This is a genomic window from Chelativorans xinjiangensis (genome assembly GCF_009812055.1).
Taxonomy (GTDB): Bacteria; Pseudomonadota; Alphaproteobacteria; order Rhizobiales; family Rhizobiaceae; genus Chelativorans; species Chelativorans xinjiangense.
Genome location: NZ_WQNH01000020.1, coordinates 61,401 through 74,894 on the forward strand (window position 1 = coordinate 61,401; position 13,494 = coordinate 74,894).

The 13,494-nt window shown below is 65.2% G+C and carries 11 protein-coding genes and 2 pseudogenes; 9 read left to right on the plus strand and 4 right to left on the minus strand.

All coding sequences use genetic code 11. The annotated features are described in order from the left end of the window. The first annotated feature begins 51 nt into the window (after nt 1–51). The 6 genes from GM910_RS14180 to GM910_RS14205 are packed head-to-tail and all read left to right on the plus strand — an operon-like array spanning nt 52 to nt 6,453. Nucleotides 52–549: a tripartite tricarboxylate transporter TctB family protein gene (locus tag GM910_RS14180; protein WP_159588271.1), complete on the plus strand. Its 498-nt coding sequence runs from the start codon at nt 52–54 to the stop codon at nt 547–549. Between the two features lie 50 nt (nt 550–599). Beyond that, nucleotides 600–2,120, plus strand: coding sequence for a tripartite tricarboxylate transporter permease (locus GM910_RS14185; protein WP_159588273.1), 1,521 nt, complete (start codon nt 600–602; stop codon nt 2,118–2,120). A gap of 5 nt (nt 2,121–2,125) precedes the next feature. Continuing rightward, nucleotides 2,126–3,502 (plus strand): MmgE/PrpD family protein, encoded by a 1,377-nt coding sequence (locus GM910_RS14190; protein WP_159588275.1) that lies wholly within the window; start codon nt 2,126–2,128, stop codon nt 3,500–3,502. Beyond that, nucleotides 3,492–4,247, plus strand: coding sequence for an SDR family NAD(P)-dependent oxidoreductase (locus GM910_RS14195; protein ID WP_159588277.1), 756 nt, complete (start codon nt 3,492–3,494; stop codon nt 4,245–4,247). Before GM910_RS14190 ends, GM910_RS14195 begins: the two co-directional genes overlap by 11 nt. Further along, nucleotides 4,244–5,287 carry an AbrB family transcriptional regulator gene (locus tag GM910_RS14200; RefSeq protein WP_159588279.1) on the plus strand — a complete coding sequence of 348 codons (1,044 nt, stop codon included), beginning with the start codon at nt 4,244–4,246 and terminating at the stop codon, nt 5,285–5,287. The genes GM910_RS14195 and GM910_RS14200 overlap by 4 nt, the downstream gene beginning before the upstream one ends. After that, nucleotides 5,284–6,453: a mandelate racemase/muconate lactonizing enzyme family protein gene (locus GM910_RS14205; RefSeq protein WP_159588281.1), complete on the plus strand. Its 1,170-nt coding sequence runs from the start codon at nt 5,284–5,286 to the stop codon at nt 6,451–6,453. The genes GM910_RS14200 and GM910_RS14205 overlap by 4 nt, the downstream gene beginning before the upstream one ends. Before the next feature lie 16 nt (nt 6,454–6,469). Here GM910_RS14205 and GM910_RS14210 read toward each other — a convergent pair whose 3' ends face one another. Genes GM910_RS14210 through GM910_RS14220 form a run of 3 tightly spaced genes read right to left on the minus strand, consistent with a single transcriptional unit; the run spans nt 6,470 to nt 10,270 of the window. Further along, a complete protein-coding gene (locus GM910_RS14210; protein ID WP_246226132.1) occupies nt 6,470–7,933 on the minus strand; it encodes an MmgE/PrpD family protein in 1,464 nt (487 codons plus the stop codon). A gap of 33 nt (nt 7,934–7,966) precedes the next feature. After that, on the minus strand, nt 7,967–9,103 hold the full coding sequence (locus GM910_RS14215) for a CaiB/BaiF CoA transferase family protein (protein WP_159588285.1): 1,137 nt from the start codon (nt 9,101–9,103) through the stop codon (nt 7,967–7,969). Nucleotides 9,104–9,112: 9 nt separating this feature from the next. Beyond that, a complete protein-coding gene (locus GM910_RS14220) occupies nt 9,113–10,270 on the minus strand; it encodes an acyl-CoA dehydrogenase family protein (protein WP_159588287.1) in 1,158 nt (385 codons plus the stop codon). A 117-nt stretch (nt 10,271–10,387) separates the two neighbouring features. Here GM910_RS14220 and GM910_RS14225 point away from each other — a divergent pair, with 117 nt between their 5' ends. Further along, nucleotides 10,388–11,320, plus strand: coding sequence for a LysR family transcriptional regulator (locus GM910_RS14225; protein WP_159588289.1), 933 nt, complete (start codon nt 10,388–10,390; stop codon nt 11,318–11,320). A gap of 248 nt (nt 11,321–11,568) precedes the next feature. On the opposite strand, the pseudogene GM910_RS14230 reads toward GM910_RS14225, so the two are convergent. Further along, nucleotides 11,569–11,700 (minus strand): annotated as a pseudogene (locus tag GM910_RS14230) (ATP-binding cassette domain-containing protein); the annotation flags it as partial. A 579-nt stretch (nt 11,701–12,279) separates the two neighbouring features. On the opposite strand from GM910_RS14230, the gene GM910_RS14235 reads away from it, so the two are divergent. Beyond that, complete coding sequence (locus GM910_RS14235; protein WP_159588293.1) at nt 12,280–13,173, plus strand: carbon-nitrogen hydrolase family protein; 894 nt, start codon at nt 12,280–12,282, stop codon at nt 13,171–13,173. A 126-nt stretch (nt 13,174–13,299) separates the two neighbouring features. Continuing rightward, nucleotides 13,300–13,494, plus strand: a pseudogene (locus GM910_RS14240) (DUF2277 domain-containing protein); the annotation flags it as partial.

A 13,494-nucleotide genomic window follows, 5' to 3' on the forward strand; every position in this document is an offset into this window, starting at 1 on the left:
TCGGTGCCGGAACCTCCGTTGAACCATGTGCCGAAGGAAACGAGGAGGCTCATGATCTCACGTGATCTCGTCGGCGGATTGGCGGCGGTCGTCATCGGCGCCGTCTACCTCTATTTCGCCTACCAGCTGCGCGTCAGTGCGCTTGACGATAGCCTCGGTCCCAGCGGCATGCCGCGCATCTACGGATGGCTGCTGCTGAGCCTCGGACTGATCCTGACGGCGCAGGCGATCCTTTCCCGGCTGATCGGGGCCCCACTGGCAGCCGGGCGCGAGGCGCTGCGAGGCGAATGGGAAGGGCAGGGGCGCCGGATCGGATGGGCGGCCGGCCTCTTTGCGATTGGTGCTGCCTATCTCTCGGCCGTCGAAAAGCTTGGCTACCTCGTGTCGGTGGCGCTGCTCATCCCTGCGGCCGCCACCTTTCTCGGCGCCCGGTTTGGACCGCGGCTCCTGGCGATCGCGGCGCTCGGCGCTGTCGCTTTGTGGGCGATCTTCGCCCTGGTCCTCGGCGTATCCATGCCTTCCGGCCTTCTCGGCCGCCTCGGCCTGTGACGGCATCCCAATCCTGCCGGCCGCCGCGCCGCATTCTGGAGTTCTGATTGATGGAAACGCTCGTTCAGTCGGCGTCCTATCTCTTCGACCTCGGGGTCATAATCGCCGCGCTCGCCGGGGTCACCTGGGGGATCATGGGCGGCGCACTGCCTGGCATTTCGCCATCCATCACCATGGCGCTGCTTCTGCCCTTCACCTACACGATGGAGCCGATGAGCGCGATCGTGCTCTTGGCCTCCACCTATATCGGCGCTGAATACGGCGGCTCCGTCCCCGCCATCCTGATCCGCACGCCGGGAACGAACGCGGCCGCCGCCACCGTCATCGACGGTTACGAGATGAACCGACAGGGGAAGGCCGGCCTTGCCCTCGGCATCTCGCTTTATTCGGGCGTGCTCGGCAGTCTCTTCGGCCTCGCCATGCTCATCCTCCTGTCCGGGCCGCTCTCCAGGGTCGCGCTCGCCTTCACGCCGCCCGCTTATTTCGCCCTCGGCGTCCTCGGCCTGTCCGTCATCGCCACGCTTTCTGGAGAAAACCTGGTCAAGGGCTTCATCGCCGCAATCCTCGGCCTCATGGTCGCGACCATCGGCACCGATCCCGTCACCGGCGGTACGCGCTTCACCTTCGGCAGCTCGGAGCTCCTCAGCGGCATCGAACCGGTCATGATCATGGTCGGCCTCTTCGCCATGAGCGAGCTTCTCGTCCAGGCAGGCGGGCGCGGGGAGGCAGAGCGCGTGACCTCGCGGCCGCGCATAAATTTCCCCGATCTCAAGCTCGCCCGGCGCCTCGCGTTTCCCCAATCAATCGGCGGCGTCATCGGCACCTTCGAGGGCGTGATGCCAGGGGCGGGCGGCACCATCGCCTCGTTTATGTCCTACAACGAGGCGCGGCGCTGGTCGCGCCGTCCGGAGGAGTTCGGCAAGGGATCGCCGGAGGGCATTGCCGCGCCCGAGACCGCCAACAATACGGTGGCGGAGACGGCGCTCGTACCCCTCCTTTCCTTCGGCATTCCCGGCTCCAATTCCACCGCCATCCTGCTCGGCGGCTTCCTCATCCACGGTATCGTGCCGGGGCCGATGCTCTTCCAGCGCTCGGGCGAGATCGTGCATGGGCTTTATGCCGGCCTGTTCACGGCAACCTTCGGCATGCTCGTCATGGGCATGCTCCTGCTGCCCGCCTGCATCTGGCTGGTCAACCGCCCGCGGCCCTATCTCAACGCTTTCATCTTCGCGCTGATCCTTTCCGGCATCTATTCGATCCACAACTCGGTCTTCGATCTCGGCATCATGATGGCCGCCGGCGCCGTCGGCTTCTTCATGCGCATGCTGCGTTTTCCCTTCCTGCCGACGGTGCTGGGGCTGGTGCTCGGTTATCTGGTCGAGAGCAGCTTCCGGCGCTCGCTGGTGCTCTCCGGCGACGATCTCATGATCTTCGTCGACGACCGCATCTCGCTGGCGTTGCTCATGCTGGCGTTCCTGTTCATCGCCGGCTCGCTCGGCAAGAGAATCTACGATCTCGCCCGCCGCCGCCGGGTCGAGGCTTTTTCGGAAGGCTCCGAAGCCAGGGAATGAAGATGATGAAAAATGAAAAAGCCCGCTCGGTTTCCGAGAGGCTGGCCGAGTGGGCCGCCACGCTCGCGCCGGAAGCCCTGCCCGATGCGGCGAAGGCCAAGGCGAGGGACATTCTCGTCGACACCGTCGGCCTATGCGTAGCCGCGCGCGGGACCGACTATGTGGCGGCGGTGAAGGCCGCGGCAGAACCCGGCGATCACCTGATCATCGGCCATTTGGAGCGCGCCTCGGCGTCGAGTGCCGCCCTTGTCAACGGAACCGCTGCCCACGGCGAGGACTTCGACGATACCTTCGAAGGCGGTCCAGTCCATTCCGGCGCGGTTGTCGTGCCGGCGCTCATAGCGGCCGCCGAACGCTATCAGCTGACGAACGACCGCCTGATGCTGGGCATCGCCGCCGGCACTGAGATGCTCTGCCGTCTCGCCCTCACCCTGCCCAAAGCGGTGCACAAGGCCGGCTTCCACCCTACGGCGGTCCTTGGCACCTTTGGTGCAACCTTCGGCATCTGCGTCGCCTGCCGTGCGGGGGAGAAGGTGATCGCCAACGCTCTCGGCATTGCCGGCAGCATGGCCTCCGGCATCATCGAATATCTTGGCGACGGCAGCTGGACCAAGCGCATGCACCCCGGCTGGTCGGCGCAATCCGCCTTACGCGCCTATGCCATGGCCGAGACCGGTTTCGTCGGTCCACGCGCCGTCTTCGAGGGCACGCACGGCGCCTTCAAGACCTTCGCCCCCTCCATCGAGCCGAAGACCGACATACTCTTCGAAGATCTCGGACAGACCTTCGTCATGGACACCATCACCTTCAAGCCCTATCCCTGCGGCACGATGGTCCAGCCCTATATCGACTGCGCGATGAAGCTCAAGGCGCGCGGCATCCCGCTCGAGGGTATCGAGAAGATCGTCTGCAAGACCGCCGAGGGCATCGTCCATCGCCTGTGGGAGCCGCTGGATCTGAAACGCCGACCGCCAACGGCTTATGCGGCGAAATTCTCCACGCCCTTCGGCGTCGCGCTCGGCCTGGTGCGCGGCCGCGCCGGCCTTGGCGACTTTACCGAGGCAGCGATCGCCGATGATGAACTCATCCGCATCGCCGGTCTGGTTGATTTCGAGATCGACCCGAAGAACCCGTATCCCGCCGCCTACACTGGCCATGTCCGTATCGCCTATCGAGACGGACAGGTGGAAGAGGCCGAACAGGGGCATATGCGCGGCGGCGTGGAGGAGCCGCTGACGCGTGACGAGATCGATGCCAAATTCCGCGCCAACCTCGCGTTCGGCGGGCATGCGCGTGCCGACGCCCTGCTTGCTCTCTGCGATCGTATCGGCGCGATGCAGGGCGGACACGAACTGATCGCGGAGCTTGGCCATGACGACTGAAGATCTGAAGGGCAGGACGGCTCTCGTCACCGGCGCCTCACGCAACATCGGCCGGGCAATCGCGGTGGCACTCGCCGGCCGGGGTGCCGACATCGCCGTCCACGTCGCCAGCGACCGGGCGGCGGGACAGGAGACCGCCGCCGCCGTTGAAGCGACAGGTCGCAAGGCGGCGATGGTCTCCGGCGATCTTTCGGACCCCGAGGTTGCGCGCCGCGTCGTCGCGGAGGCAGCATCCGCCTTCAAACGTCTGGACATTGTTGTCAACAACGCGGCGATCCGCCCGGAATCTCCCTTCGAGACGCTTGCCTATGAGGAGTGGCGCAAGGTGATGGGGATTGCGCTTGATGCCGTCTTCCTGGTCTCGCAGGCGGCCCTGCCGCACCTTGCCGAGAGCGACCAGGCGGCCATCGTCAACATCGGCGGGCTGACGGGACATACGGGCGCGGCCCGCCGCGCCCATGTCATTGCCGCCAAGGCCGGCGTGGTCGGCCTCACCAAGGCGATGGCGCACGAGCTTTCGCCCAAGGGCATCAACGTTAACTGCGTTTCGCCGGGGCTGATCGAGACGCAGCGCGTGGCCAGTCATGGAAAAGCGCCGAAACATCACGATACCCGCACCAATCTCGTCGGCCGCAAGGGTCATCCGGAAGAGGTGGCGGAGGCGGTCGCCTATCTCTGCGGCAGCGCCTCCCGTTACGTCACGGGCGAGACGCTGCACGTCAACGGCGGCGCCTATCTCTCATGATGGCCCGGTCGCTTCTCGCGCTGGCTGGCGGCCTTTGTGCGTCCGCTTTCGCGGGATGGTTTTTCTTTCTCCTAGGCGTGCCGCTCGCCTGGATCCTGGGCGCCATGGCGGGCAGCGCGATCTACGCCAATACGGTCGGCCTCGGCGGAAAGACAAAATACATCCGCCGCGCCGGCCAGCTTCTCATTGGCGCCTCCACCGCTGCAATCTTAACGCCCGATATTCTGAGTCAGCTTCTCGGCCTGTTGCCTGCCATGGTGGCGGCCGCCGTCGTCGCCAACGCGCTCGGCGTGGTGCTCGCCTTTCCGCTGCAGCGCATCGCCAGGGTCGACCGCAAGACAGCGTTCCTTTCCACGCTGCCCGCTGGCATGTCGGAGATGGCCTCGCTGGCGCGTGAGACGGGCGCGCAGGCGGATGTCGTGGTGGTGGTCCACACGCTTCGTGTGGCGATGATCGTCGTCTGCGTCCCTCTGCTCTTCGGCATCGACCGTGGCGCGGCCGGCGCCTCGGTAAGCGCGGATGCAAGCTATGCCGCACTCCTGATGTGCGTCTTCGGCGGGCTCGTCCTGTCCGCCGTCACGGCGAAGCTCGGGGTTCTCAACCCCTGGGTCATCATGCCGATGGCCGTGGGCATCGCCATCGTCTCCCTCGGTTTGCCGATCCGGCAGATGCCGCCAGCGCTCATTGTCCTTGCGCAAATCCTCATCGGCTTTTCGCTCGGCGCGCGGCTCAAGAAGGAGGATTTCGAGCGCGTGCCCCGCGCCGTGCTCGCCGCAATCCTCTGCAGCGGCGGCCTCATCCTCATCATGATCTTCGGTTTCGGGCCGATCCTGCGCCATTTCGTGGAGGCCGCGCCGACGACGCTGGCGCTGGCTCTCGCGCCGGGCGGTCTCGGCGAGATGATCGCCTCGGCCAAGGCGCTGGGGGCTGCCTCGGCCGTCGTCGCCGGCTTCCAGTTCACGCGGTCCTTCCTGACCAATATCATCGCCCCGCCGCTTCTCGTCAGATTCGCCGCCAGTTCGAAAGGGTCCCGCACATGAAGATTGTCGATATCCGCGACGCCGTCATCCCCATCTCCTCGCCGATCCGCAACGCCTTCATCGACTTTTCCAAGATGACGGCGAGCGTGGTGGCGGTCGTCACCGATGTGGTGCGCGACGGCAAGCCCGTCGTCGGCTACGGCTTCAATTCCAACGGCCGCTACGCGGCGAGCGGGCTTCTGAACGAGCGCTTCCTGCCGCGCCTGCGCGAGGCCGATCCGGAGAGCCTAGTCAACGAGGCGGGCGACAATCTCGATCCCGCGCGCATCTGGTCCACCATGATGACCAACGAGAAGCCCGGCGGCCACGGCGAGCGCTCGGTCGCCGTCGGTGTGGTCGACATGGCGGTCTGGGACGCGGTGGCCAAGATCGCAGGCCAGCCGCTCTACAAGCACCTCGCCGACACCTGTGGCGACGGCACCCACGACGACAGCGTCTTCGTCTATGCCGCCGGCGGCTACTACTATCCCGGCAAGGACGACGCCCGACTCCAGGAAGAGATGCGCCGCTACCGCGGCATGGGCTACGAGGTGGTGAAGATGAAGATCGGCGGCGCCTCGCTCGAAGAGGACCTGCGCCGCATCGAGGCGGTGCTCGAGGTGGTCGGGGAGGGGAGGTATCTCGCCGTCGACGCCAACGGCCGCTTCGAACTCGAAACCGCGCTCGCCTACGCGGAAGCGCTGAAGCCGTACAACCTTTTCTGGTACGAGGAGGCGGGCGATCCGCTCGACTTCCAGCTTCAGGCGGAGCTTTCCAAGGTCTATCCGGGGCCGATGGCGACGGGCGAGAACCTCTTCTCACACCAGGATGCGCGCAACCTCGCCCGCTACGGCGGCATGCGGCCCGACCAAGACTGGCTGCAGTTCGACTGCGCGCTGAGCTACGGGCTGGTTGAATATTTGCGCATCCTGAAGGCGATCGAAGCGGAAGGCTTTACGAGCCGCAACTGCGTTCCGCATGGTGGGCATCAATTGTCGCTCAATATCGCCGCGGGACTGAAACTCGGCGGCAACGAATCCTATCCGGAGGTCTTCGCCCCCTTCGGCGGCTTCGCCGACAATATCCGGGTCGAGAACGGCCGCGTCGGCCTTCCGCAGGCACCGGGCATCGGCTTCGAGCAGAAATCGGCGCTGATCAGGACAATGCGCGCGGCGACGGAGACTTGACGCCTGACGAACCAACTCAGCACGCGCTCTTCCAATCCAGAAGCGCGAACAGGCGCCCGGCATCGGGCATCTCTTCGAGCGACCAGACGGCGTTGAGGACCTCCTTTACCCGTTCCTCGCCCAGAAGCCCCTCCGCGCAGTCGCGGAACTTGCTTTCGAGTTCCGCATCCGACAGCGCGTTGTGCGGACTGCCGCGGTAGTTCTCATCGGCCCAGCGCTCGAAGCGCCGGCCGTCCCGCGTGACGACTTCGATCTTGGAGCGGATGCGGTCCCAGCCCATGGCCTCGATCTCCGGATCGAACGCCGTCTCGATCCGCGCCTGCATCTCCTGGCTGGCCTTGGAGGCGACGAATTCGTCGGTGAATTCGGCCTTGCCGGCGCGGCCCCTGAGGATGATGGCCGCCAGCAGGAAGGCGAAGGAGAACTTGCCTTCAAGCTCCGTCTTGGCGATGCGAAAGCGAATGGGCCCGAGCACGTTGCTTCCGGCCTTGAGTTTCACGCTTGCGATATCCCCAGCCGAAAGGCCGTTCTCGCGCATCAGGAAGAGCATGGCGTCCATGCTCGGATGGGTGAGAACGCCGGAAGGGTAGGGTTTTATGGAGACGCCGGGGCTCACCATGGTGTGCGGGGCGCCGAAGCGGCCGACGACGAGGGCCGGCTCGCCGCCCGGCCCGGCGATGGCGAGATAGCCCCAGCGCCCGTCGAGCGCTTGCATGTTCGCCGAGAGCCCGTGACGCACCAGAAGTGCGGCCGTCACCCCGTTGTCCGCTGCCCGGCCGACATGCAGCGGTTTGGTCATCGTCCCGAAGCCGGCACGGATGCCGGATGCCATGGAGGCAGCGACGCCTAGCGCCCGCGCCACGCCGTCTTCGTTGAGATCCAGCATCTTGGCGGCCGCCGCGGCCGCCGCGAAGGTGCCGATCGTGCCCGAAGTGTGGAAGCCGCGCATATAGTGGTCGGGGTTGATCGCCTCGGCAATCTTGCAGCCCACCTCGAAGCCGGCGGCGAAGGCGGTGATGAACCGCCTGCCGTCGACGGGCCTGCCGGTCTCGCCCGCAACAAGGTCGGATATGGTGAGTGCGGCGACCAGCGGCGGCATGGTCGGATGCATCAGAAGGCCATAGGGACGCCCTGGGCCTTCGGCGAGCTGGGTGTCGTCCCAGTCCATTGCGTGGCCCGCGGTGCCGCTCCACAACGCGGCGAGATGGGCGGGCACGCGCCTCGAGGCATCGCCGATCATTCGTGCCTGCGGCGCGCCGCCGAGGCTCTCGATATAGGCGGCGAGCGGCGCCATGCCGGGCTGCTCGGAGCCGGCGAGCGCTACCGCGAGGCCGTCGAGCACGCAGCGCCGCGAAAGCCGTAAAGTCGCCGCGTCGAGATCGGAAAAGCGCAGCTTCGCCACGAAGCCGGCAGCCGCTTTGGTCAGGCCCGTAAGCGCCGCAAAAGAATCCTCGCCATTCGGCGTCCCGTCCTTCGCCACTTCCATCTCCTCCCTTCGTTTCGCCGCTGAATGTCAGGCCTTGCCGCCAAATTCCTCGCGGATGGCTATCCCGTGGGCGTCCACTTCCGGCACTGCAGCGAAGGTGCGGCTCTCCCCGCGCGTGACGGCAGGCGGCGCCGGAACGGAGATCTGTCCGCTTGGTGTGGCGACCTCGGTGCGACGCAGGTGCGGGTGCCTGGAAAGATCGAGCGGCGTGTTCACCGTTGCGTAGGCGATGCGCGCCGCCTCCAGCCTGTCGGCGACCGCCTCATGATCCATACTTCGGAAGATCGCCCGGATATACCCGTCCAGTTCCCCGCGGTTGGCAACGCGGGCCGAAGGATCGCAAAAGCGCGGATCGTCGGCCAGCTTTTCGTCTTCCAGCACCAGACGGCAGAAGGCTCGCCACTCGCGCTCGTTTTGGATCGCGATCACCACCTCGTTGCCATCCTTGCAGCCGAAGAGGCCATAGGGTGCGATGGAGGGGTGCTTGAGGCCGAGGCGCGGCGGGTTCTCCCCGCTGCCCTCCGCCTGCAGGAGCGGCACCGCCATCCAGTCCGCCATCGCGTCGAACATGGCGATGTCGATGATCTCGCCCGTGCCCGTCGCCCGGCGGCGGATCAGCGCCTCCAGGATCGCCGCGTGGGCATACATGCCCGTGCCGATGTCGCAGACGGAGACGCCGACGCGGGCGGGCTCGGCCGGCGAGCCGGTCACTGAGGCGAGCCCGCTTTCGGCCTGGAGCAGGAGGTCGTAAGCTTTCCTGTCGCGATAGGGACCGTCATTGCCAAAGCCGGAGATGTTGCACTGGATGAGGCGTGGGTTCAGGGCGAGAGGAGCCTCGGCCCCGAGGCCGAGACGGTCGAGCGCTCCGGGCGCCAGGTTCTGCACGAGGACATCCGCCCGCGCGATCATCGACTTCAGGAGATCGAGGTCCTCGGTCGCCTTGAGGTCGAGGGCAATCGACTCCTTGCCCCGGTTGAGCCAGACGAAATAGGACGACTGCCCGCCGGCGAGCCGGTCGTAGTTGCGGGCGAAATCGCCCTCGGCACGCTCGACCTTGATCACCCGCGCGCCGGCGTCGGCGAGCTTGCAGGTACAGAAGGGTGCGGCCACCGCCTGCTCGATGGCGACGACCAGAAGGCCGGAAAGGGGAGGGAAGCTTGGCATCGCCGCGCCTCAATACGACCGCGGCATGCCAAGCACATGCTCGCCGAGATAGGAGAGGATAAGATTGGTCGAGATCGGCGCCACCTGGTAAAGACGTGTCTCACGGAACTTGCGCTCTACGTCATATTCCTCGGCGAAGCCGAAGCCGCCATGGGTCTGCAGGCATGTGTCGGCCGCCTTCCAAGACGCTTCCGACGCCAGCAGCTTCGCCATGTTCGCCTCCGGCCCGCACGGCTCGCCCCGGTCGAACAACTCCGCCGCCCGATAGACCATCAGCTTGGCGGCTTCCGCCTCGGCATAGGCGCGCGCGATCGGAAACTGCACGCCTTGGTTGGCGCCGATCGGCCGACCGAAGACGACACGCTCCTTCGCATACGCACTCGCGGTTTTGATGAACCACACGGCATCCCCAATGCATTCGGCGGCGATCAGGATGCGCTCGGCGTTCATGCCGTCAAGGATGTAGCGGAAGCCCTTTCCTTCCTCACCAATCAGGCTATCGGCGGGGATTTCGAGATCGTTGAGGAAAATCTCCGTCGTCGCATGGTTGAGCATCGTGCGGATCGGCTTGATGGTGAGCCCCTTGCCGAGCGCCTTCTTCATGTCGACGAGGAAGACCGAGAGCCCTTCGACCTTCTCCTTCGGCGTCGTGCGGGCAAGCAGGATCATCAGGTCGGAATGCTCGGCGCGCGAGGTCCAGACCTTCTGGCCGTTGACGACGTAGCTGTCACCGCGCCTTTCGGCGAAGGTACGGATCGATGTGGTGTCGGTGCCGGCGGTCGGCTCGGTGACGCCGAAGGCCTGCAGCCGCATCTCGCCCGAGGCGATTTTCGGCAGCCACTTCTCTTTCTGCGCCTTGCTGCCGTGGCGCAGCAGCGTGCCCATCGTGTACATCTGGGCGTGGAGCGCGGCCGCGTTGCAGCCCTGCGCATGCACCTCCTCCAGGATGTTCGCTGCAAGCGTCAGGCCCTGGCCGCTGCCGCCATAGGCCTCCGGTATCAGGACGCCGAGAAAGCCGCCCTCCGTCATCGCCTCGACGAATGCGGACGGATAGGCGCGCTCGCGGTCAAGCCTTCTCCAGTATTCGCCGGGGAAACGCGCGCAAAGCGCGGCGACCGCCCGCCGGGTTTGCTGGATCGTCTCGCCATCTGCGGTTCCGCTCGCCATGCCATTGCCTCCCGAGTTGCCCGCGCGATTCTAGATCAAACCGGAAAACGGTGCTCTATGCCGACTGCGATATCTATTATATCGAATTGGCATATTATGCGTTGCAGGTGGGGGACTATGGAGCTTCGGCAACTGAACTATTTCGTGCGGGTCGCAGAAAACGGCAGCTTCTCGCGCGCGGCGATCGCTTTGCAGGTCGCGCAGCCCGCTCTCTCGCGCCAGATCGCTAAGCTGGAGGAGGAGCTGGGCGTTCCGCTGATGCATCGCCACGGCCGGGGTGTGACGCTTACGGCCGCTGGTGAACTTCTGCTGGCATCGAGCCGGGACGTGCTCAACCGGCTGCAGGCGACCGCGCGCGACATCGCCGAGATCGCAAGCCGGCTTTCCGGTTCGGCCGTTGTCGGCCTGCCGCCGACGGTCGGGCGCATCCTGTCGGCGCCGCTCGCCCGGATGTTCAAGCAGCATTTCCCGGCGGTCAAGCTGCAGATCGTCGAGGGCTTCAGCGGCAACGTGCTTGAATGGCTATCGAGCGGCCGCATCGACGTCGGCGTGCTCTACTCCGACCCCGGCCAGGCGCCAATGATCGCCGAGCCTCTGGTGGAGGAAGAATTGATGCTGATCGGCGCGCCCGGAATGCCCGGCTCGCCGGGTAAGAAGCCGATTGCCTTCCGCGCGATGGCTCGTCTGCCGCTGATCTTGCCGAGCCGACCGCATGGACTCAGACGCCTGGTCGACACGCTTGCAGCCGACAACGCGGCGGAACTGAACGTCGTCATGGAGGTCGATTCCCTCCACACGATGCTGGAGCTGACGCGTGAGCGTCTCGGCTTCACGATCCTTCCCGCGGCGACGATCGGCGGCGCGCGAGGTGTCCTCCAGGCCTTCGCGATCGCCGAACCCAACGTCACGCGAACGCTTTATCTCGCCACCGGCCCGCAACGCTCCACGGCGATCGCGCGGCGCGAGCTTGCCCGCCTCGTGCGTGGGCAGATCTTCACCATCGCCGGCATCGGCTTGTGGCGGCCGGTCGTCTCACCACCGCCGCAGTAGGCGCACCATCGTCGGCTCATGGTCGGGGTGGCGCGTTCCTCTACCGGAGGCGCGCTTCGCGAGCGCTGGAATGATCGCGCGCGGTGCGGGCTGAGAAGCGCATGGTTACAGGCGTGAAGGTGGCAGCCGGACCAGGCTTTGCCGACCTCCGGAGGTATGGCGGGACGTTCTCCCTCCACGTTCCGGGCTCCAAAACAGCGTTATTGACCAGGCAGGAATCGGCATTTTCCTGCGTACAGACATCAAGGCGTGGACTTGCCGGCGCCGTTGTCGCCCATGAGTCCGACAACCTTGCCGGTATCAACCTTCAATTCAACGGCCTCCAACGCCCGGATCACGCCGAAGCTCTTGGAGATTTGCCGCAGTTCGAGGACCGCCATGCGACACTTCCTCCCGTCCTAGGCCCCATATTGCCGCTATGGGCGATTTTAGCCTACGTTAAGATAGTGGCCAGTCATGCTGTTCGGGCAACCAAGTACGGTCGAAGGTGAAGCCGCGCCGGGTGCTGGGCAGGGGGCGCAAACGATGGGCGCTGCCACGATCGGCTGTGTAGCGCACCCGCCGATGGATTTTGTCAAAGCCAGTTGAACTGCGCCACGCCCAGCAAATTGAGATGCGACAGTCGCCGCACCCTGCATCAAGCGCCGCTGCTTTTCCCCGACGTCAGCTATGGTTTCTACCGAACCTACTGCCGGCTCTACGACATCGCATTCGAGCAGGTGCCCACTGGATGCCTCGATGCAGATTTGCGTGAACGATTACGCTTCAATCCAGACGGGAAATTTGATCTGCAGAAAATGCGTTCCATTCATCTAAATAATGTAAGGTTCGCATAGCAGGTCATGCAAACTGTGTCTCGTCGGTTGATCAGGGGCGAGGGCCATGTCGACCGACAGGAGAGCCGGAACTTGCGCCCTATCGACTCGCGCGCCAAGATTGCCGAATCGGAGGAGGCGGCAATGGCGAAATGGGAGGGCTACACTTGGGACACACCACCGTCGGCGACGGGCGCTCCTTCCCGCCTCGCGGTGGCGACCTGCCAGATTCCGGTGGAGCATGACATAGCCCGCAACCTCCAGCACATCCTGGAGCTCGTGCGGCGGGCGGCGGCAGCCGGTGCCGACGTGGCGCATTTCCCCGAATGCGCCCTTTCCGGCTACGGCCCGGCCTCGTGGCCCGACTGGCAGGGTTTCGATTGGTCTGCGTTGGATGCGGCGGTCGAAGCTTTGCGGGCCGAGGCGCGCGCGAGCGGCATTTGGGTGGTCGTAGGCTCCGTCCACCGGGCCAGTCCGCAGGTTCAGCCGACCAACTCGCTGCTCGTCATCGACCGGCAGGGCGAAATCGCCGGCCGCTACGATAAGCGGCGATGTTCCGTGAACGACCTACGTGCCTTCGCCCCGGGTGAGAGCGGGCTCACGGTCGCAATCGAAGGTGTACACTGCGGCTTCCTGATCTGTCTTGATTGGGCTTTCCCCGAACTCTGGCAAGCCTATGCTGGCGAGGTTGAGTTGGTGTTTCATTCCTGCATCAGCGACAATGTCCAGCGGGATCGGATCGAGGCCCACGCGATACGGCCGCTGCTGCAGGGCTATGCCTGGCTCCATCAATATGCGGTCAGCTGCGCCAACTCCTGTCGGCCACGCCAGAACTTTCCAAGCTTTTGGATAGAACGCAGCGGGCATGCCGGCAAGCAGATGTCCCACGATCAGATCGGGTTCGTGGCCAACGCTCTCATGGAAGATCCGGCACAGGACCGCTTCTTCGACATGATTCGGAGGTTCCGCGCCTCTGCTACCGACGGAAGCCTCTATGCGCCGCATAGGGCCGGTAAGGCGTCCGCCGATGGCTGCTAGGGAGACTTTGGCGCGGCGGGAAACGGGTCGGGACGGAACCGCTGGACGCGGAGTGAGCGCGGGCAAAGGATGACCAGCCCAGATGAATGGAAGGCGGGGACGATCGACTGATGCTTGGAGGAAGCAATGTGCCGAAATATTAGAACTCTTTTCAATTTCGATCCACCGGCCACCGACGAAGAAATCCATGACGCGGCCCTTCAGCTCGTCCGCAAAGTGAGCGGTTCGACACGCCCTCAAAGCGAAACGAGGAAACCTTCGAACGCGCCGTCAATGCCATCGCGGCTTCGGTTCGCGAACTTCTCGATACGCTTGAAACCT

Coding starts and splice junctions, on each gene's coding strand:
- GM910_RS14215 (WP_159588285.1), bottom strand. CDS start 9,103: ATGCCAAGCTTCCCTCCCCTTTCCGGCCTTCTGGTCGTCGCCATCGAG.
- GM910_RS14220 (WP_159588287.1), bottom strand. CDS start 10,270: ATGGCGAGCGGAACCGCAGATGGCGAGACGATCCAGCAAACCCGGCGG.
- GM910_RS14205 (WP_159588281.1), top strand. CDS start 5,284: ATGAAGATTGTCGATATCCGCGACGCCGTCATCCCCATCTCCTCGCCG.
- GM910_RS14235 (WP_159588293.1), top strand. CDS start 12,280: ATGGCGAAATGGGAGGGCTACACTTGGGACACACCACCGTCGGCGACG.
- GM910_RS14195 (WP_159588277.1), top strand. CDS start 3,492: ATGACGACTGAAGATCTGAAGGGCAGGACGGCTCTCGTCACCGGCGCC.
- GM910_RS14200 (WP_159588279.1), top strand. CDS start 4,244: ATGATGGCCCGGTCGCTTCTCGCGCTGGCTGGCGGCCTTTGTGCGTCC.
- GM910_RS14225 (WP_159588289.1), top strand. CDS start 10,388: ATGGAGCTTCGGCAACTGAACTATTTCGTGCGGGTCGCAGAAAACGGC.
- GM910_RS14180 (WP_159588271.1), top strand. CDS start 52: ATGATCTCACGTGATCTCGTCGGCGGATTGGCGGCGGTCGTCATCGGC.
- GM910_RS14190 (WP_159588275.1), top strand. CDS start 2,126: ATGAAAAATGAAAAAGCCCGCTCGGTTTCCGAGAGGCTGGCCGAGTGG.
- GM910_RS14185 (WP_159588273.1), top strand. CDS start 600: ATGGAAACGCTCGTTCAGTCGGCGTCCTATCTCTTCGACCTCGGGGTC.